The organism is Staphylococcus pseudintermedius, assembly GCF_001792775.2.
Taxonomy (GTDB): Bacteria; Bacillota; Bacilli; order Staphylococcales; family Staphylococcaceae; genus Staphylococcus; species Staphylococcus pseudintermedius.
In genome coordinates this window covers 1-18,959 of record NZ_MLGE02000013.1, presented here as the reverse complement: position 1 = coordinate 18,959, position 18,959 = coordinate 1, and the positions used below count along the sequence as shown (strand labels likewise).

Annotated in this window: 19 protein-coding genes and 1 riboswitch; of the genes, 11 read left to right on the top strand and 8 right to left on the bottom strand. The window is 37.0% G+C overall.

The window, feature by feature from the left end; translation table 11 throughout:
* Window positions 1-47: 47 nt before the first annotated feature.
* Window positions 48-3,653: an SdrD B-like domain-containing protein gene (locus BJK46_RS09210; protein ID WP_112424790.1), complete on the bottom strand. Its 3,606-nt coding sequence runs from the start codon at window positions 3,651-3,653 to the stop codon at window positions 48-50.
* Window positions 3,654-3,919: 266 nt separating this feature from the next.
* Complete coding sequence (locus BJK46_RS09205; protein ID WP_103263629.1) at window positions 3,920-4,831, bottom strand: CvfB family protein; 912 nt, start codon at window positions 4,829-4,831, stop codon at window positions 3,920-3,922.
* Window positions 4,832-5,031: 200 nt separating this feature from the next.
* On the opposite strand from BJK46_RS09205, the gene BJK46_RS09200 reads away from it, so the two are divergent.
* The 8 genes from BJK46_RS09200 to lysA all read left to right on the top strand — a co-directional run bounded on the left by BJK46_RS09200 (window position 5,032) and on the right by lysA (window position 14,289).
* Window positions 5,032-6,642: an ABC-F family ATP-binding cassette domain-containing protein gene (locus BJK46_RS09200; protein ID WP_014613955.1), complete on the top strand. Its 1,611-nt coding sequence runs from the start codon at window positions 5,032-5,034 to the stop codon at window positions 6,640-6,642.
* A gap of 255 nt (window positions 6,643-6,897) precedes the next feature.
* Window positions 6,898-7,077, top strand: a riboswitch (Lysine riboswitch).
* Between the two features lie 204 nt (window positions 7,078-7,281).
* On the top strand, window positions 7,282-8,268 hold the full coding sequence (locus BJK46_RS09195) for an aspartate-semialdehyde dehydrogenase (RefSeq protein WP_014613954.1): 987 nt from the start codon (window positions 7,282-7,284) through the stop codon (window positions 8,266-8,268).
* Between the two features lie 3 nt (window positions 8,269-8,271).
* Complete coding sequence (dapA, locus tag BJK46_RS09190; protein ID WP_014613953.1) at window positions 8,272-9,150, top strand: 4-hydroxy-tetrahydrodipicolinate synthase; 879 nt, start codon at window positions 8,272-8,274, stop codon at window positions 9,148-9,150.
* The gene (gene dapB, locus BJK46_RS09185; RefSeq protein ID WP_014613952.1) at window positions 9,147-9,869 is read left to right on the top strand and encodes a 4-hydroxy-tetrahydrodipicolinate reductase; all 723 of its coding nucleotides are present in this window, start codon (window positions 9,147-9,149) and stop codon (window positions 9,867-9,869) included. The genes dapA and dapB overlap by 4 nt, the downstream gene beginning before the upstream one ends.
* A gap of 19 nt (window positions 9,870-9,888) precedes the next feature.
* Entirely contained in the window at window positions 9,889-10,608 is a 720-nt protein-coding gene (dapD, locus tag BJK46_RS09180; RefSeq protein WP_014613951.1) for a 2,3,4,5-tetrahydropyridine-2,6-dicarboxylate N-acetyltransferase, read from the top strand.
* Window positions 10,609-10,792: 184 nt separating this feature from the next.
* Complete coding sequence (locus tag BJK46_RS09175) at window positions 10,793-11,947, top strand: M20 metallopeptidase family protein (RefSeq protein ID WP_014613950.1); 1,155 nt, start codon at window positions 10,793-10,795, stop codon at window positions 11,945-11,947.
* Window positions 11,944-13,023, top strand: coding sequence for an alanine racemase (gene alr, locus BJK46_RS09170; protein ID WP_070407449.1), 1,080 nt, complete (start codon window positions 11,944-11,946; stop codon window positions 13,021-13,023). Before BJK46_RS09175 ends, alr begins: the two co-directional genes overlap by 4 nt.
* A complete protein-coding gene (gene lysA / locus BJK46_RS09165; protein ID WP_065354231.1) occupies window positions 13,024-14,289 on the top strand; it encodes a diaminopimelate decarboxylase in 1,266 nt (421 codons plus the stop codon). It abuts the gene before it with no gap.
* Window positions 14,290-14,410: 121 nt separating this feature from the next.
* Here the strand turns inward: lysA and BJK46_RS09160 are convergent, their stop codons facing one another.
* The 3 genes from BJK46_RS09160 to msaA all read right to left on the bottom strand — a co-directional run bounded on the left by BJK46_RS09160 (window position 14,411) and on the right by msaA (window position 15,831).
* Window positions 14,411-14,590 carry a hypothetical protein gene (locus tag BJK46_RS09160; protein ID WP_070407448.1) on the bottom strand — a complete coding sequence of 60 codons (180 nt, stop codon included), beginning with the start codon at window positions 14,588-14,590 and terminating at the stop codon, window positions 14,411-14,413.
* 539 nt (window positions 14,591-15,129) lie between these two features.
* Window positions 15,130-15,330, bottom strand: coding sequence for a cold shock protein CspA (gene cspA / locus BJK46_RS09155; RefSeq protein WP_014613945.1), 201 nt, complete (start codon window positions 15,328-15,330; stop codon window positions 15,130-15,132).
* A gap of 192 nt (window positions 15,331-15,522) precedes the next feature.
* Window positions 15,523-15,831 (bottom strand): regulatory protein MsaA, encoded by a 309-nt coding sequence (msaA, locus tag BJK46_RS09150; protein ID WP_014613944.1) that lies wholly within the window; start codon window positions 15,829-15,831, stop codon window positions 15,523-15,525.
* A gap of 158 nt (window positions 15,832-15,989) precedes the next feature.
* On the opposite strand from msaA, the gene BJK46_RS09145 reads away from it, so the two are divergent.
* The 3 genes from BJK46_RS09145 to BJK46_RS09135 are packed head-to-tail and all read left to right on the top strand — an operon-like array spanning window position 15,990 to window position 18,076.
* On the top strand, window positions 15,990-16,262 hold the full coding sequence (locus tag BJK46_RS09145) for an acylphosphatase (protein WP_101431429.1): 273 nt from the start codon (window positions 15,990-15,992) through the stop codon (window positions 16,260-16,262).
* Window positions 16,263-16,274: 12 nt separating this feature from the next.
* A complete protein-coding gene (locus tag BJK46_RS09140; RefSeq protein WP_014613942.1) occupies window positions 16,275-16,913 on the top strand; it encodes a 5-bromo-4-chloroindolyl phosphate hydrolysis family protein in 639 nt (212 codons plus the stop codon).
* Complete coding sequence (locus tag BJK46_RS09135; RefSeq protein ID WP_103263628.1) at window positions 16,910-18,076, top strand: toxic anion resistance protein; 1,167 nt, start codon at window positions 16,910-16,912, stop codon at window positions 18,074-18,076. Before BJK46_RS09140 ends, BJK46_RS09135 begins: the two co-directional genes overlap by 4 nt.
* Before the next feature lie 45 nt (window positions 18,077-18,121).
* On the opposite strand, the gene BJK46_RS12205 is transcribed toward BJK46_RS09135, so the two are convergent.
* The 3 genes from BJK46_RS12205 to BJK46_RS09125 are packed head-to-tail and all read right to left on the bottom strand — an operon-like array spanning window position 18,122 to window position 18,739.
* Complete coding sequence (locus BJK46_RS12205) at window positions 18,122-18,265, bottom strand: hypothetical protein (RefSeq protein WP_015729111.1); 144 nt, start codon at window positions 18,263-18,265, stop codon at window positions 18,122-18,124.
* A gap of 45 nt (window positions 18,266-18,310) precedes the next feature.
* Window positions 18,311-18,526 carry a BCCT family transporter gene (locus BJK46_RS12100; RefSeq protein WP_037543060.1) on the bottom strand — a complete coding sequence of 72 codons (216 nt, stop codon included), beginning with the start codon at window positions 18,524-18,526 and terminating at the stop codon, window positions 18,311-18,313.
* A 15-nt stretch (window positions 18,527-18,541) separates the two neighbouring features.
* On the bottom strand, window positions 18,542-18,739 hold the full coding sequence (locus BJK46_RS09125) for a BCCT family transporter (RefSeq protein WP_197894067.1): 198 nt from the start codon (window positions 18,737-18,739) through the stop codon (window positions 18,542-18,544).
* Window positions 18,740-18,959 lie beyond the last annotated feature (220 nt).

Below are 18,959 nucleotides of genomic sequence, written 5' to 3'. Positions count from 1 at the left end.
CCCCTGATTGCACATCATCGCACAATCAGGGGTTTTTTATGTGATGCTTATTTCATTGAAGAACGGTTTTGTTTAGATGATCGACGTAATAAACCAAGTCCTAATAGACTGAGTAAACCACCGAAGATTAAAGCAGATGATTGTGATGATGATTCACCTGTTTGAGGAAGTGCTTCATCTGTTTGAGATGTTGATTTGTCCTGAGGTGTTGTTTGCATAGCTTCACCGGGATGAGTTGGTTTTGGTTTCACCTTTTCACCTGGGAGCATCGGCTTTGGTTGAGGTACATCAGGTTGCTCAGGTGCCGGTTTCTCTTTATCATCAGGATTTTTCGGCTCTGGCTGAGGTACATCAGGTTGCTCAGGTGCTGGCTTCTCTCTATCATCAGGATTTTTCGGTTCTGGCTGAGGATTCCAGTTTTCTAACGGGAAGAAACCAGCATCGATTGACATATCATCTTGAGTAACATCAATATTTGCGATTAACCCATCAGAGTCTTTTTCAGTATTCGCTGTAGTATGTTTGCTTGTTGCTTCATAACCTTCAGGTGTAGTGAATTCAACAATATATTTTCCTTTTTGAACATTAGTGAACTGGTAGTGTCCATTGGCATCACTTGTCGTTGTATTTAAAACGACACCATCAGCTGTTTTAAGTGTGACAAGAACGCCTTCGAGACCGTGTTCGCCATCGTTTTGTACGCCATTGTGATCTTCATCGCGCCAAACAAAATCGCCAATAGTATATGTTTCATCTTTGGGTTGAGGATTCCAGTTTTCTAACGGGAAGAAACCAGCATCGATTGACATATCATCTTGAGTAACATCAATATTTGCGATTAACCCATCAGAGTCTTTTTCAGTATTCGCTGTAGTATGTTTGCTTGTTGCTTCATAACCTTCAGGTGTAGTGAATTCAACAATATATTTTCCTTTTTGAACATTAGTGAACTGGTAGTGTCCATTGGCATCACTCGTCGTTGTATTTAAAACGACGCCATCAGCTGTTTTAAGTGTGACAAGAACGCCTTCGAGACCATGTTCGCCATCGTTTTGTACGCCATTGTGATCTTCATCGCGCCAAACAAAATCGCCAATAGTATATGTTTCATCTTTGGGTTGAGGATTCCAGTTTTCTAACGGGAAGAAACCAGCATCGATTGACATATCATCTTGAGTAACATCGATATTTGCGATTAACCCATCAGAGTCTTTTTCAGTATTCGCTGTAGTATGTTTGCTTGTTGCTTCATAGCCTTCAGGTGTAGTGAATTCAACAATATATTTTCCTTTTTGAACATTAGTGAACTGGTAGTGTCCATTGGCATCACTCGTCGTTGTATTTAAAACGACACCATCAGCTGTTTTAAGTGTGACAAGAACGCCTTCGAGACCGTGTTCGCCATCGTTTTGTACGCCATTGTGATCTTCATCACGCCATACAAAATCGCCAATTCGATACGTAGCAGAGGTATCAATATTTGGATCGGTAGGTTGAATATTGAACTGATGGTTATGTTTTGGTGTTGATAAATCAATTACAGGTGGTACTCGGTTACCCTTTTCTGTTTTCGGCTTCTCAACAATAGTATCTTCTTCAAATGTCACTATACCGTCATGTTGACCAAATTCAGATTCAAGTTCAGTGAATGTGTCAATATGAGATGATTCCTCTATCGTATCCGTTGTGATGTCATCGTACTGACCGCTCACATTAGGATTCATTTCATCATCAAACTCAATCAATAAGCCATCAGTTGTGTACTCCATCGTGTCTTCTTCTGTTGTATGGTCAGAAATGGCACCTGTTAACATGCCAGTTGTCGTATCTTCGTCGTATTCAACGACATCAGAGTGGTGTACCGTGTCTTGTTCACCATGGTTTGTTTCTTCCTCAAAATCAACAGCATCTGCATGAAGTGTCACGTCTTGAATGCCATGATTTGTCTCTTCTTCAAACTCAACAGGCTGTGAATCTTCTGTTGTCTCGATAATTGGAGAAGTATTTTCACCACGATCCTCACCAGATTGTGAAAGTGTATTTAATACAACACTATCTTCAATCTCTTCTAAAACACCAGTTGTTTGGAAAGTCATCGTAGCAGGTGCCGTATTTTGAGTTGTGTCCACTAATTCACTAAATCCATAAGTCGGCGGTACAGGTTTGTCGTTCCCTTCCCCATTCGCTTTGTTGGAATAAAAAGCAACCCCATTTTTCCATGTTAGATTGAATGAACCGTAGTATGGCCAATAATTATATGAATATAGATTTGAACTATGATAATCTGTTGCATTAGTTGTGAATTCTAAATCTTTAGCTTCGTTCTTATAATGCCCTTTGTAGACAATAACGTAAGGTTTTTTGTTTATATGATCGAAAGTGATTTGATAACCAGTGCTATTAACAGTAGTTGGTCTCAAACTATTAGTGATATCTCTAAACTGATTTGTATCTTTTACATTGGCATAAGCACTTTGTGGCAATTCTCCTTGACCAATATATTCGTAAACATTAACTTGACCATTTTTTTCATTTTGCTGTGCGTTATTTGAAACTGTGCCTCTTAAAGTTACATTAGTTAAGTTATTATGCTTAGGTTTAAATATAGCATAATGCGTAAATGATTGATCTGCTTTTGATAATTCATCAAGACGACCGTTTAATGTGATACCTGAAGGGCTTTTTACACCATCAATATATTTAATGTCAAATTCCTGACTTGTCATTTCCTTGCCCAATTGTGAAGTGACAGTGATTTTTCCTTCATCTTGAACTTTATCTGGTTTAATAAATAAGTTTAATGACAATTTACCTTTTAAATTTTCTTTTTGATTTACATAGTCCATAAATCGGTAACGGACACGATTCTTTTCATTAATTTCCCCGTAAGCAATAATTTGTTCGCTATTTTGACTATCCATAATGTGTGGGACTTTTTTTATTGTTGATATCCCGTTTGTATCGACATTGTCGCTTAATTGAAAGTCAAAATAATCACCAGCTTTAATTCCATTTTCAAATGACCAATCATAATTTAATGTCACACGTTCAGCTTTATGTGGATTTACAGTGTTCGATTGACGGTATGTTTTATCGTTATTCTGATGGCCTGTAATTGACGATGTTTCAACTTTTACTTTACTTGTCACATCTGTTCCGTTTTCTACATTAATTACTTTTGTGTCCACTGGTGAAGTAACTTCTTGTACTTGTCGTGGTGACTTATGTTCTGTTGCTGTTGTTGGTGTTTGAACGGGTGCTGTTTGAGTAACAGGTTTATTCACTTCTGATACAGGTTGTGCAATTTCTGAATCTTTCATTGTTGCTGTATCTTTTGTTTCAGTTTTTGTGACTTCTTGTGTGCTTTCAGTAGTTGTAACCTCTTTCCCATTTTCACTTGCCACTAATGTTCTTTCCTGCATGTTTTCAGATGCAGGTATTGATTCAACGGCTGTTTGTTGTGCTGCCTCAGTTGTTAGTTCGCCCTCAGTTTTTGCCTGCTCTTTTTCGGCATTTTGTTCTTGTGTTGTTGTGCTCACTTCTGAAGCTTCAGCATTATTTGCATGCCCTACAACAAATAATGTCCCCAATAAGAATGATGCCACGCCAAGTTTATGCTTTCGAATACTATATATATTTTTATTTGTAATCACTTTTTTCCCTCTTCTTCTCTTAATCTTATGTTTTATACAACGTTTATAAACACATTAATCGCTATTATATATTGTTTAGTTTTAAACGACAATATTATTACATTGAGTTAATAAATATTTAAGGATTTCAAAAATTAAGTTGATAGGGATGAACTAAGTGAATTTTAGTGTAAGAATGTTGAAATTTATGGGGATTTGGCATTTGTGTGGGTATTTAAGATCAAAAAAAGACTTACCACTTGGGCAAGTCTCTCATGAATGATTAATTATTTCTCTTCTACACGTGTCCAACCTTTACGTGTCAAAGTGATTTTACCTGTTTCAATATTGATGAGGCGTTGTTTGTATAAATGACCAATTGCACGTTTGAATGCACCTTTGCTCATATTAAATACTTCTTTAATTGCTTCAGGGCTAGATTTATCCCAGAATGGCAACTCGCCTTCGTATTCCACAAGTAAATTAAATATTTTTTCGCCATCGTCATCTAACCGTTCATGTGCAAGTGGTAAAAATGAACCATTTAACTCCCCTTTATCATTTACACCGATAATACGGACGTTACATGCCTGCCCTAAACGCGGTTCTTCTTGACGTTCTGACTCATGTACAAAAATTTTATAGCCGTCTTCTGATAATAAAAATGTACCAACGCGTAATAAACGATATGGACGTGCTTGTATCATTTGATTACGTAGTTCTTCTATTTTATCTGCTGCGACAGGTGTAAACATTTGGTGCACTGTTGTTTCTGAAGCTAAACGTGCAAACATTTGTCTATCGCGGTCAATACGTAATGTACATAATAGTTCGTCGCCTTTTTCCGGCCATAATGCCTTCAATTTAGGTAAATCTTCCCATGGGATTAATACTTCGCGAGGCAATCCAACATCTACACGTGCCCCATCACGATCTGTGTTTAACACGCGTACAAAATCATACCGTCCAACAGTAATATCTGGCATGTTTTGAGTGGCAAACAAATCGCCAGAACGGTTAGGATAGACGAAAAAGCTATACGACTCTCCTATTTCTAAATCGTCATCTTCGTTTACTTCAGATGCATTTAATTTAATTTTTTCTCGGTTTGGACCTTCTAAGTGATATGTAGAACCTTCAAGCGATTTCACTTCTAAAAATTCTATCGTCCCAATAATTTCATTTTCTTTAAAAGACATAACGTACTCCTCTTTAATTGATAAGTTATTTCTATTATAGCATGTTGATATGTGTTAAGCAGTGAAATAATGAAATCTCTTGAACAACGTCTATGTTTTTAGCTGAAATGATGGTAGAAAATACAACAGAAATTAGATTTATAAGGCATTCTCATGATATAATGCATCCATTAGAATAATTGAATTAAAGGAGAAAATGCATGTTACAAGTTACGGATGTAAGTTTACGTTTTGGTGATCGTAAATTATTTGAAGATGTGAACATTAAGTTTACACCAGGAAATTGTTACGGTTTAATTGGTGCGAATGGTGCCGGAAAATCTACTTTCTTAAAAATTTTATCAGGTGAAATTGATTCACAAACAGGTCACGTGTCACTCGGTAAAGATGAACGTTTAGCAGTCCTTAAACAGGATCACTTTGCGTATGAAGATGAGCGCGTGCTAGACGTTGTTATTAAAGGTCATGAACGATTGTTTGAAGTGATGCAAGAAAAAGACGCTATTTATATGAAACCTGATTTCAGTGACGAAGATGGTATTCGCGCAGCAGAACTGGAAGGCGAATTTGCTGAAATGAATGGTTGGAACGCGGAATCTGACGCTGCAACATTATTATCTGGTTTAGGCATTGGTACAGACTTGCACGATAAAACAATGTCAGAGCTTGAAAATAACCAAAAAGTGAAAGTGTTACTCGCTCAAAGTTTGTTCGGTGAGCCTGATGTACTCTTACTGGATGAGCCGACAAACGGTTTGGATATTCAAGCGATTAGTTGGTTAGAAGACTTCTTAATTAACTTTGATAATACAGTGATCGTTGTTTCCCATGACCGACACTTTTTAAATAATGTTTGTACACACATTGCTGACTTAGACTTCGGTAAAATCAAAGTTTATGTCGGAAACTATGACTTCTGGTATCAATCTAGTCAATTAGCACAAAAAATGGCACAAGAACAAAATAAGAAAAAAGAAGAGAAAATTAAAGAGTTACAAGACTTTATTGCACGTTTCTCTGCCAATGCCTCTAAGTCTAAACAAGCTACGAGCCGTAAAAAACAACTTGAGAAAATTGAATTGGATGATATTCAACCGTCTTCACGTCGTTATCCTTTCGTAAAATTTACGCCAGAACGCGAGATTGGTAATGATTTATTATTTGTTGAAAATCTTTCTAAAACAATTGACGGTGAAAAAGTGTTAGATTCATTGTCATTCACGATGAACCCAAATGACAAAGCAGTTTTAATGGGCGAAAGTGAAATCGCAAAAACAACACTACTTAAAATTTTAGCGGGCGAGATGGAACCGGATGAAGGCAGCTATAAATGGGGTGTGACAACATCACAAAGCTACTTCCCTAAAGATAACTCAGCGTATTTTGAAGGCGTTGATATGAACTTAGTCGATTGGTTAAGACAATATGCGCCAGAAAATGAACAAACTGAGACATTTTTACGTGGTTTCTTAGGACGTATGTTATTCAGTGGTGAAGAAGTGAAGAAAAAAGCAAGCGTTCTTTCTGGTGGTGAGAAAGTACGTTGTATGTTAAGTAAAATGATGCTTTCTAGTGCGAACGTATTGTTATTAGATGAGCCAACAAACCATTTAGATTTGGAAAGTATTACATCTGTCAATGAAGGTTTGAAATCATTTAAAGGGTCTATGATTTTCACATCGCATGACTTTGAGTTTATTAACACTATTGCGAATCGTGTCATTGATTTAGATGTGCCTGGTGGTTTATCGAAAGAAATTTCTTACGAGGCCTACTTAGAGGAAAAAGGTATTTTGAAATCTAAAGCATAATCATTATTTAACGGGATGATATGATGTCATCTCGTTTTTTTGAGTAAATCGGATGCATATGTAGGTCTCCCCCATTGCATATACTGACTTAAGATAATAGTCTTTTCAAACTTAATTCTACATCACGTTACTTATAAAAAGTCGACAATTGAACCTAAAAGAATGCTGAAATTTTTGATGTATTTTAAAATTTTCAGCATTTTCTGTTTACACATGATGACTTTCTATGTATAATGGTATCCATAATAATTGAATAGTTATTGATGAGGCGCATCGATCATAAGTAGATATATTGAAGTCATGTCTGCAAACATTGTATATCGAAAGGGTGAGATGCCGAAACGAACAGTATTGCAGGTACTTGTTTGTTGGATTCTCTGGTTAAGAGCTAAGAATCTGTCATTATTGTTACAATAATGGAGTGCATCACTTGTATATAGAGTTGACAAGTTCGCACGCCGAGCTTGTTTTTTATTTATCATTTTTGAAGCGGTCTGGATATCAGTGATATTTGCCCTCTTCAACAAGTGCTCTAGTAATCAACATCAAGTGCCAATCTGTACTACCAATAGTTCAATTATTATCTAAATTTTAAGAACATTACAATATTTGTGAATTGAAAAAATGGAGTGAAGTGGAATGACAAAATTAGCAGTTGTAGGTGCAACAGGATTAGTAGGAACAAAGATTTTAGAAACACTTGATCGTAAAGGTATTGCTTTTGATGAACTCGTGCTTTTTTCTTCAGCACGTTCAGCAGGTCAAGAAGTCACGTTTCAAGGTCAGACGTATATCGTGCAAGAATTGACAGATGAAGCAACGGATGGTGATTTTGATTACGTCTTAATGAGTGCAGGTGGCGGTACGAGTGCTCATTTTGCCCCACTGTTTGAATCACACGGTGCCATCATTATTGATAATTCAAGTCAATGGCGCATGACGGAAGACGTTGACCTTGTCGTACCTGAAGTTAACGCCCCTACTTTTAAAAGAGGTATTATCGCTAACCCAAACTGTTCAACGATTCAATCAGTCGTACCACTGAAACCATTGCAAGAAAAATATGGGTTAAAACGTGTGGCATACACGACTTATCAAGCTGTATCGGGGTCAGGTATGAAAGGTAAAAAAGACTTAGAAGACGGTCCAAAAGGTGTGGCGCCTCAAGCTTATCCACATCCGATTTATAACAACGTATTACCTCATATTGATGTCTTTTTGGATGATGGTTATACAAAAGAAGAACAAAAAATGATTGACGAAACAAGAAAGATTTTAAATGAGCCGACTTTAAATGTCACAGCAACTTGTGTACGTGTACCGGTACAAGATAGTCATAGCGTTCATATGAATGTGACGTTAGACCAACCGGCAACAGTGGAAGCTATACAAGCGCTTTTTGAACAAGATGCGCGTGTTGTCCTCGTAGATAACCCAGCCAAAAATGAATATCCAATGGCGATTCATTCAACAGGTCGTGATGAAGTGTTTGTCGGACGCATTCGTAAAGACGATTCGTTAGACAATACATTCCACATTTGGGTCACTTCAGACAATTTATTAAAAGGTGCTGCGCTTAATGCAGTCCAAGTGTTAGAACAGGTACTTCAATTGAAAGGAGCATAAATTATGTCACATATTTTTGAAGGCACAGGCGTCGCTTTAATCACCCCTTTTTCGAACGGTGAAGTGGATTATGAAGCGATCAAAAGACAAGTTCATTTTTTAATCGACAATCATATTCAATCCATCGTGGTTAACGGCACGACGGCTGAAAATCCAACTTTGACAGATGAAGAAAAGGATCGTATTTTAACAACAGTAATAGAAGAAAATGCACAACGTGTCCCTATTATTGTAGGAACTGGGACGAATAACACGCAAAAATCAATTGAAGCGTCATTACGTGCAAAGGCATTAGGTGCAGATGCGATTATGCTCATCACACCGTATTACTTAAAAACGAGTCAGCGTGGTTTAGTTGCCCATTTTGAAGCCATTGCGAATGCGACAGAACTGCCTGTAGTCCTTTATAATGTGCCATCAAGAACAAACTCAACAATCGAAGTGGATACAGTCGTTCGTTTAAGTGAGAATCCATATATCGTTGCGTTAAAAGACGCGACTAATGATTTTAATTATTTAGCAGAACTTCAACAACGCTTAGATACAGACAAGTTCGCATTGTATAGTGGCAACGATGATAATATTGTGTCATATTATGAACAAGGTGGTCATGGTGTCATTTCGGTCGTTGCGAATGTCATCCCGAATGAATTCCAACAAATTTATACAAATGTGAAGGATCGAGTAGCGCGCTTTGAACCGATTGCCACCCTTCTTGATGCGATGAGTGTCGATATTAATCCTATTCCAATCAAATATTTGGCAGCGTTAGAAGGCTTTGGGCAATATGAGGTGCGATTGCCTTTAGTACCACTGAATAACGAAGAGCAACAACAGTTAAAAGCAGTTTACCATCAATTTAAAGCAGGTGTTCAGACATGAAAATTTTATTAATTGGATATGGCGCAATGAACCAACGTGTCGCGCGATTAGCTGAAGCGAACGGTCATAATATTGTAGGCGTCATTGCAGGTCGTTCAACGGCGCATGTGCCCTATCCGATTTACCAAAAAATCAGTGAAGTGACAGAGGCAGATGTTGCGATTGACTTTTCACATCCACAATTGTTACTGCCTTTACTAGAGGAAGATTTCACACTCCCCCTTGTCATTGCAACAACGGGTGAAAAGACACAAATTACTGATAAACTTCAAGCGTTAAGTGATAAAATGCCAGTATTTTTCAGTGCTAATATGAGTTATGGTGTCCATGTACTCACCAAAATATTAGAAGCGGCAGTCCCTTTACTGCAAGACTTTGACATTGAATTAACAGAAGCACATCATAATCAAAAAGTGGATGCGCCAAGTGGCACGCTCGTTAAACTTTATGATGTGATTGAATCGTTACGACAAGATGTCACACCTGTTTATGACAGAAGTCAATACGATGCGAAACGTACGAAAAATGAAATTGGTATTCATACGGTGCGTGGAGGTACGATTGTCGGTGAACACGATGTCTTATTTGCTGGAACAGATGAAACGATTACACTGTCTCACCGTGCCCAGTCAAAAGATATTTTTGCGAATGGTGCGTTAGGTGCAGCAGAAAAGTTAATTCACCGTCAACCAGGGTATTATACTTTTGATAACTTATAAAAGGAGCGTATAAAACGTTATGGTTAAAAATTTTACAGCTGAAGAAATCATCCAATATATTAGTGATGCGAAAAAAGCTACACCGATTAAAGTTTATATCAACGGTGAATTCAGTGACGTGCAATTTCCGGACCAATTTAAAGTATTTGGTTCAGAAAATTCAAAAGTCATTTTTTGTGAAGCATCAGATTGGCACGCATTTTATGAAGAAAATCAAATGCTAATTGAAGACTTAGAAATCGAAATGGACCGCCGTAATTCGGCCATTCCATTAAAAGACTTAATCAATACGAATGCACGAATCGAACCAGGCGCATTTATTCGTGAACATGCCGTGATTGGAGACGGTGCAGTCGTCATGATGGGTGCAACGATTAATATTGGTGCCATTGTTGGTGAAGGCACAATGATTGATATGAATGCGACATTAGGTGGTCGTGCAACTACAGGTAAAAATGTCCACGTCGGTGCTGGTGCAGTATTAGCAGGTGTAATTGAACCTCCAAGTGCCTCTCCTGTTGTCATTGAGGATAACGTATTAATTGGAGCGAATGCCGTTATTCTTGAAGGCGTACGTGTCGGTGAGGGTGCGATTGTTGCTGCGGGTGCCATTGTGACGCAAGATGTGCCAGCAGGTGCTGTTGTTGCGGGGACACCGGCGAAAGTGATCAAACAAGCGCATGAAGTAGAAGATTCAAAACGTGAAATTGTCGCAGCGTTACGTCAGTTAGATCAGTAATATATATGGGCGTCCTATCATATCTCTTATCGTCGGCGTCCAACGTTGGCGATGAAACCTCAAACTGATTGTATTTAATAACTTATGTATTCTGTTTGAGTATCTTCTACCGAGGATGAACATAATGCTAAATTTATGACTCATCCTCTTCTCTTTTTATACATAATGATGGGAGTGAAAGCATATGAATGAACTTGAATTTGTCACGCAGCATCGTCGATATCTTCATCAACATCCCGAGCTGAGTCTTCAAGAACATGAAACAACACAATATTTACAACGTTTTTTAGAGTCATTAGATATTCCTTATGAACGCCCTCTTGAAACGGGCATTATAGGTTTTTTAAAGGGTCAAAGTGATGAAACGATTGCTTTTAGAGCAGATATCGATGCCCTACCGATACATGAACAAAATGATGTGGACTATCGTAGTACAGTAGATGATCGTATGCATGCTTGTGGCCATGATGGTCATACGACTGCGCTGATGCTATTTGCACAACGTTGTAAAGCATTATATGACAACGATGAATTGCCACATAATGTATTATTTATTTTTCAACCTGCTGAAGAATCAGGTGGTGGTGCGAATTTATTGATTAAAGCGAACGCATTTGCATCATATGACATTAAAGCAATCTATGGTGTTCATGTCATGCCTTTTGTCGAAGAAGGCTCTGTAGTCATTCGTGATAATGAAATTACGGCAAGTGCGACAGAATTCCGCTTTTTTATTGAAGGTGAATCGAGTCATGTTGCCAACAAAGAACAAGGTCAATCTGCGGGAGAAGCGTTACAACACATCATGATGCAATTGTCTCAAATTCAACAGTATCATTTGAATGGGCTGCAACGAAATATCGTCCATATTGGTCATTTTCATGCAGGAGAAGCGATTAATACAGTTCCAAGCAATGGTTACTTAGAAGGGACGATTCGCACGTATGATATGGATGATTTAAGCATCATACAAGGGCAAATGCAAAAAATTAGTGACAGTGCAGAATTGTTATTCGGCGTAAAGTCTGAAGTACGCTTTGCGGAAGGTTATCCACCGACAATAAATGATCCTGCATTAAAAAAATATGTCATCGAAAGTCTTGAATACAATCAACTCAATGTCATTGAAAATGAACTGCCCTACTTATTTGGTGAAGACTTCAGCTTTTATGGTCGAATCGCACCGGCGTATTTCGTTTTTGTCGGGATACGTAACGAAGAAAAGCAGTTCGTGACAGGTTTACACACACCACATTTGAACTTTGATGAACGCATGTTGATTCGTATTGCAGATTATTACGAACGCTTGTTAATGAACTATAATGAGGTGGAAGCATGACAGCATTATGGCAAGTCGATTCAGCCCAATTTCTTCAAAATGTGAAACAAGTAACGCAAAATCAATCTGTTATGGCGGTTGTGAAAAATAATGCGTACAATTACGGTTTGGATTTTGCCGTACAAATGTTTCAACAAGCAGGTATTGACACGTTCAGTACGACGTCGTTATTTGAAGCGGTACGTATCCGAGAACTTGCGCCAGAAGCAACGATATTTTTAATGAATGCGACTGATGAATTTGAACGTTTGAGAGCGAATGATATCCATATGACGTTGCCTTCCTTAACGTTTTATCGTGAAAATAAAGCAGCTTTAGCGGGTGTGAAAGTGCATCTAGAATATGAAAATCTACTCCATCGTTCTGGCTTTAAAACAAAAGATGAATTACTGGCCGTTTTAGCTGATCACGAGCAAAATCCGGCACCTAAGATGGAAATTACTGGTTTGTGGACACATTTCGGTTATGCGGATGAGTTTGATGTCGACATGTATGAAAAAGAACGTGAGGCATGGTTGACTATTGTGGAGACACTCGTGAAACAACGAGGGTATCATTTCGACCTCATTCATGCTCAAAACAGCGCCAGTTATTATAGAGAAGGTCAACGTGTATTTGATCATCATACGCATGCACGTATCGGTATTGCGTTATATGGTTCACGCCCGTACGCTAGCTTGTCACCTGGTTGCATTACACAAGCATTGACAGTAAAAGCAAATGTGATTCAAGTGCGAAATGTCCAACAAGGCGATCACTGTGGATACAGTTTTGCTTATACTGTTGAACAACCGCATACACGTTTAGCGGTTGTAGATGTCGGATATGGGGATGGCATTTTAAGGACAAGAGCACAACATGACGTTTCAATCAATGGCAAACGTTATCCGATTCGTGCGCTCATGATGAGTCATATGTTTGTTGAAGTAGATGACACAGTATCAGCAAAAGATAGCGTCATTTTATATAATAATTCAGATTTGCGTATTGATGATTACACGTTCAAAGGTGTCGGCGCAAACTCTGAACAACTCAGTGCATTAAATTTGAATTCGTTAATAAAGGAGTATGTTTAAATGACAGTTAGTTATAATCAAAATGGTGAATTGACATTGGGAGGAACAAGTTTAAAAACGTTAGCACAAAGTTTCGGTACGCCGACAATTGTGTATGATGAAGCGCAAATTCGTCAACAAATGAGACGCTATCACAGTGCTTTTCAACAAAACGATATCGGTTATGTGTTATCTTATGCATCAAAAGCATTTACTTGTCTTCAAATGGTAAAACTTGCGGCTGAAGAAGATTTCGAATTGGACGTCGTATCAGAGGGAGAACTTTACACAGCATTGGAGGCAGGATTTGACCCCCAACGCATCCATTTTCATGGCAACAATAAGACAAAACATGAAATTCGTTATGCCCTTGAAAGTGGTATCGGTTATTTCGTCGTTGATGCGTTAGATGAAATTGACCTCATTGAACAGTATGCCACAAAACCTGTAGATGTACTGTTACGTGTGAATCCAGGTGTTGAAGCGCATACACATGAATTTATCCAAACAGGACAAGAGAAAAGTAAATTCGGTCTTTCATTAAAACATGGTCTTGCTTTGGAAGCAGTTGAAAAAATTCGCAATACTAATAATATCGTGTTGAAAGGTATTCATTTCCATATCGGTTCACAAATTGAAGAAACAACAGGTATGATCGAAACGGCTAAAATGGTGTTGAATTGGTTGGACGAATATGCGATTACGATCGATTTACTCAACTTAGGTGGTGGCTTTAGTGCACAATACGTTGAGGGTGACCAATCATTCGACATTGAAGCAGGTATTACAGAGATTGTACAAGCGATTAAAGCAGAATGTCAGCAATTGAAATACCCTATACCAACATTGAGTATCGAGCCGGGCCGTTCTATCGTTGCAGAAGCGGGTGTAACGCTATATGAAGTTGGTACGATTAAAGATATTCCTGGTGTCAACAAGTATGTATCTATCGATGGCGGTATGAGCGATCACATCCGTACAGCTTTATACGACGCGAAATATCAGGCGTTATTAATTAATCGTAATGAAACCCCTGATGAAACAGTAACCATAGCAGGAAAACTATGTGAATCAGGTGATATTATTATCCATGAAGCAAAGTTACCGTCTAGTGTAAAACGAGGTGATTATTTAGCAATATTAGCGACAGGTGCGTATCATTACAGTATGGCTTCGAATTATAACCAAATGCAGAAACCAAGCGTCTTCTTTGTGAAAGATGGTAAAGCAAGAGAAGTCGTGAAACGTCAATCGTTACGCCAATTGATTATTAATGATGTGAAGTAAGTACTATTTATGATATGAAAGCCATAAATGATTGATTCGTTAGATAAACGCTTTTGACATACTGATTTGCGATAAAGTAATTATAAAAAAAGAGCACCTCGCCTTTTTATCGGTTAGGTGCTTATTCGAGTTTAACTCCAAACGTTAAATATTCAAACGCTTCATCTGTTAATTCTGAAAACCCTTCTGCTGGGTTAAATGTTTCAATCGAGTCTTCAACATCTAGTAACTTTCTATCTTTTAAAAGTTTATGTATTTCTGACCTCATTTGATAAAGTTTTTCATAATCAACTTTTTTCACAAACTCCCTCCTTTTGGATAGTCGCTTAAAATTGAGTGGTAAATCTGCTGAAAAAATGATCTACAGTATTATCAGTTGTTTATTTTTGTTTATCTTGCTTTCTATTTCTGCTTGCTCATTCTTTTGTTCTTTTTAATGATTTCAAGAAACGGTTTAGTTACATCTTCAGGTGACATATACTCGTCTAATGTAGTTAAAAAATCTAATTGTATCATCCTACTTTATAGTAACTCTATCCTTAATATAAAAATTTTTAAACAGTTTCAACCTACACGAACCATCCTATTCTCGAGTTTTTGAAAATGTTTAACACGTTACTGAAAAATGAAATCCATGTCGTTTAGTTGTGAGTTCTAAACTATGAAATATCATTGATTAAGTGACCAAATTTGAATGAGAAATTGATAATCGAGATGAAATAATGAGGCACATATTAAGAGGTATTTTCATAACAGGATAAGATAAAAACATTTAAAAAAACAAAAAAACAGCGAAGCGAGCTTCACTGCTTTTTTCTAAGTCAATATTGCATCTATTTATTATAGTTTTACAACGTTTGCAGCTTGAGGACCGCGGTCGCCTTCAACTACTTCAAATTCAACTGATTGACCTTCATCTAATGATTTGTAACCTTCTTGGTTAATTGCAGAGAAGTGTACGAATACGTCGTTTTCTCCTTCTACTTCGATAAAACCAAAACCTTTTTCAGCGTTAAACCATTTTACTGTACCTTGTTTCATAATCTGTGAAACCTCCAAGACTAAAATTCAATATGCGCTATTCGCATATTACAAAAAATACTGATTCATTCTTTATAAATTCGATAAATAAAAACTGAAAAATATTCTTTGCAATATGGAATAATGCCATTGCTTACCCCTATTATAAGGTAATGTGACAATATTTGCAATATAGAATTTAAAATTTATTGATTAGTCTATAATTGGCAAATTCAAATATATTTTTTCGTTTTTTAAAGTAATGAAGCTATAAAAAATCTGTAAATCTTCATCACAATCCTCACAAAAATTCAAATCACAATTATTATAAAATGCATAAATGTTATGTTTGCCAACAATAAAATTGTCATAATCCGTTTTTGCTTGTTGAATCATGTGTTGATACGCTTGTTCAAATGCTTCAAATGTCTCAAATTTTTGCGAATCAATGATGTGTTCTGGCCAATCATCGAATAACCACCAACCTTCATAGTCTGCACGAATCTTAGCAACTTCCCACATAACCAACGTCCCCCTATATGTAAAAAAAGTCTTACTAAAAAAGATAGTATCTTTAAATTTAAAAAGCAAGCTAAAAGACCTAAAAATAAGAGATATGAAACTTAAATATTAGTCTTTTGCACTGAAAATACTTATAATTGAGTAGAGGGGTGAAATGTATGAAACATTATTTAATCCGAGTATACGGACGTGTTCAAGGGGTTGGATTTCGTTATTTCACTGAACGATTAGCTTTGAAGTATCAAATCAAAGGTACAGTGAAAAATGTTGAAGATTATGTAGAGGTGCACGCACAAGGCGATGACGCGTCACTTGAATCTTTTACACAAGGAGTCATTAATGGCGCCTCCCCGGCTTCACGTGTTGAAACTTATACAATAGATGAACTTGAAATTAGCGAACCATATCAAAACTTTAGAGCGATTTCATAAAGGAAGATGAATATGAGGTATTTATTATCGAGGGTTTGGGGTGCCGTAGTTGGAGTACCTGTTGCAGTTATCGCCTTTTTTACAAGTGCCATTTTAGATTTTACATTTTTAATAGATTTCGTCATCGGCATCGCAGGTTTTGTAGTCGGTTATGTACCTACTCAGCGTTTGACGTCACGTGCCTATTTGAAAGAAATGAATTTGACACGTAAAGACTATCACTATATTATGCATCAAATTAACTTAGTTCAAAATAAAAATAAACGTATTTTAAAGTCGTTTATTAAAGTTAGATCAATACAAGATTTTAAGTTAGTGAATGATATTTACCGATTATCGCGTACAATTAATTCAGCCATTAAGCAACGACCTTTTCAGTTTTTTAATATTGAAAGCTTTTATTATTCACATATTGATAATGCGTTGAACTTAATTGAAAGTTATACGCGGCTTGCTAAAATGCCACTTAAAGCAGACAACGAGCGGCAAATGCTACAACAAACACGGATTACTTTAGAAGAAGTGAAGCGTACACTCATTGCAGATTTAAAGCAAGTTAATGCGCAAGATTATGAGCAGTTAGATACTGAAATGCGACTCAATGAAATGTACCAAAGAAGACATGTTAAAGAAATGGAGAATGATTCATGAAGTCAAATGATCTCACGAATGCAACAAGTACACATCCATTAGATGCTTATTTTAATGATTATGATCATCCAAAAACAGCAACAGTGACGGAAGTAGAAACAAAAGAATTAAACGAACATTTTAACGATCAAGACCGTCAAAAAGTTCAAAGTTTAGCAGATCAAATCGAACCATTAAATCATGATAGCCTATTGAAATTCGGCTCAAATGCACAAACACATCTTTCTCATTTTTCGCATCAAATGTTAGATGAAATTCAGTCGAAAGATGTGGGACCGATTGGTGAGACTTTGGAACAGTTGATGAAAAAGTTGAAAGAAGTGAATCCGGATGAACTTTCTCAACAAAATGATAATTTCCTCAAAAAATTATTCAAACGCTCCAACAATTCGATGCAACAACTTTTTTCGCGAATGCAATCTGTGAGCGCACAAGTCGATCGTATTTCAATAGAACTAGATAAGAATAAAGCATTGTTAGTGAAAGATATTCAACTATTGGATGGCTTGTATCAACAAAATAAAGACTATTTTGATGTGTTGAATCTTTATATTGCAGCTGCAGAACAAAAGAAAACGGAAATTGAACAACATGTGTTACCAGAGATGCGTCAGCGAGTGAAAGCTGCTGATGACCAAATGGTGGTCCAAGATGTTGCGGATATGGAGCAGTTTGTCGATCGTCTTGAAAAACGAATTTATGATTTGAAATTATCACGCCAAATTTCATTACAATCTGCACCGCAAATCCGAATGATTCAAAATGTAAACCAAGCATTAGCTGAAAAAATTCAAAGTTCGATTTTAACAAGTATTCCATTGTGGAAAAATCAAATGGCGATTGCATTAACATTGCAACGTCAACAAAAGGCAGCGACAGCACAAAAGCAAGTTACGGATACGACGAATGAAATTTTATTACGTAATTCTGAAATGTTACGTCAAAATGCGCGTGTTACTGCAGAAGAAAACGAGCGTGGTATAGTCGATATTGAAACATTGAAGACGACACAAGATAATATTATTCAAACGATTGAAGAAACATTACAAATTCAACAAGAAGGTCGTGAAAAGCGCCAACAGGCTGAGAAAGATTTACTTGCATTAGAATCAGATTTAAAAGCGCGTTTAACTACAGCGAAAGACCAGCGCGACAGACAGTAGAGAAACATAAAAACAGGCTCGGATATTGTGTTACCGAGCCTGTTTTTATGTTTCTTTGCGATCAAGTTTATCATTTTTAGCTTTTCTCGATTCAACGATATATTCACGCATTCTCTCTTTATCTGGTGTCAGTGTTAAGCTGAGATGACGTTGTTCTAAATGAGCGTCTTTATAAAATGAAACGAGCATCAGTATAATGACGACGTTAAAGGGTAACGCTGAAATAATCGCCGCTCATTGTAATGCGCCTAAGCCTTCTCCACCATTTAATAATAATAAAGCGAATGCGATCAGTGAGAGCAATAAGCCCCCAATGACTTTTACGCGTCCTGTAGGTGTCAAAGAATCATGTGATGTTTGCATGCCGAGTATGAAAGTGGCTGAATCGTCAGAAATAATTAAAAATGTACCTACGAGTAACATGGTAATGACAGATAATATAGGTACCATATCGCAGCATTTGCTTCAAGTTTCGCATTCAGTGGCGTTAAATCGAGTGTCATCGGTTCGGTGATGCCGTAAAAAAAGAGACCCATCCCCTGTACTGAATAACATCGCGAGCCAAGATATCGTTTTAAACTCCGGCTCATCGGTCTTTCCTAAACACAACTTCCCTATTAGACTAAAAATAAGAAAGAGACTGAGAAACACAATAAACGTCATTTACAAACCATTGGGCTTAATTGAATAGGTCTTAAGTTAGTGGGACAAAAATGTGGTGATTACATATTAAAAAGCAAAGTTTAGGTTATATATTTTTAACGGTTGGTGAGAGATTCACTGACCGTTATTTTAATTTTTGATATTAAAAAAGCACAAATATCTCTATAATTGTAAGTGACCAAACCAACGATTAAGGAGATATTGTGCCTATGTGTAATGA

Excerpts from the sequence above, each read along its gene's own strand:
- BJK46_RS09205 (WP_103263629.1), bottom strand. The coding sequence starts at position 4,831 with ATGTCTTTTAAAGAAAATGAAATTATTGGGACGATAGAATTTTTAGAA.
- BJK46_RS09200 (WP_014613955.1), top strand. The coding sequence starts at position 5,032 with ATGTTACAAGTTACGGATGTAAGTTTACGTTTTGGTGATCGTAAATTA.
- BJK46_RS09195 (WP_014613954.1), top strand. The coding sequence starts at position 7,282 with ATGACAAAATTAGCAGTTGTAGGTGCAACAGGATTAGTAGGAACAAAG.
- dapA (WP_014613953.1), top strand. The coding sequence starts at position 8,272 with ATGTCACATATTTTTGAAGGCACAGGCGTCGCTTTAATCACCCCTTTT.
- dapB (WP_014613952.1), top strand. The coding sequence starts at position 9,147 with ATGAAAATTTTATTAATTGGATATGGCGCAATGAACCAACGTGTCGCG.
- dapD (WP_014613951.1), top strand. The coding sequence starts at position 9,889 with ATGGTTAAAAATTTTACAGCTGAAGAAATCATCCAATATATTAGTGAT.
- BJK46_RS09175 (WP_014613950.1), top strand. The coding sequence starts at position 10,793 with ATGAATGAACTTGAATTTGTCACGCAGCATCGTCGATATCTTCATCAA.
- alr (WP_070407449.1), top strand. The coding sequence starts at position 11,944 with ATGACAGCATTATGGCAAGTCGATTCAGCCCAATTTCTTCAAAATGTG.
- lysA (WP_065354231.1), top strand. The coding sequence starts at position 13,024 with ATGACAGTTAGTTATAATCAAAATGGTGAATTGACATTGGGAGGAACA.
- cspA (WP_014613945.1), bottom strand. The coding sequence starts at position 15,330 with ATGAAACAAGGTACAGTAAAATGGTTTAACGCTGAAAAAGGTTTTGGT.
- msaA (WP_014613944.1), bottom strand. The coding sequence starts at position 15,831 with ATGTGGGAAGTTGCTAAGATTCGTGCAGACTATGAAGGTTGGTGGTTA.
- BJK46_RS09145 (WP_101431429.1), top strand. The coding sequence starts at position 15,990 with ATGAAACATTATTTAATCCGAGTATACGGACGTGTTCAAGGGGTTGGA.
- BJK46_RS09140 (WP_014613942.1), top strand. The coding sequence starts at position 16,275 with ATGAGGTATTTATTATCGAGGGTTTGGGGTGCCGTAGTTGGAGTACCT.
- BJK46_RS09135 (WP_103263628.1), top strand. The coding sequence starts at position 16,910 with ATGAAGTCAAATGATCTCACGAATGCAACAAGTACACATCCATTAGAT.
- BJK46_RS12205 (WP_015729111.1), bottom strand. The coding sequence starts at position 18,265 with ATGCTCGTTTCATTTTATAAAGACGCTCATTTAGAACAACGTCATCTC.
- BJK46_RS12100 (WP_037543060.1), bottom strand. The coding sequence starts at position 18,526 with ATGGTACCTATATTATCTGTCATTACCATGTTACTCGTAGGTACATTT.
- BJK46_RS09125 (WP_197894067.1), bottom strand. The coding sequence starts at position 18,739 with ATGACGTTTATTGTGTTTCTCAGTCTCTTTCTTATTTTTAGTCTAATA.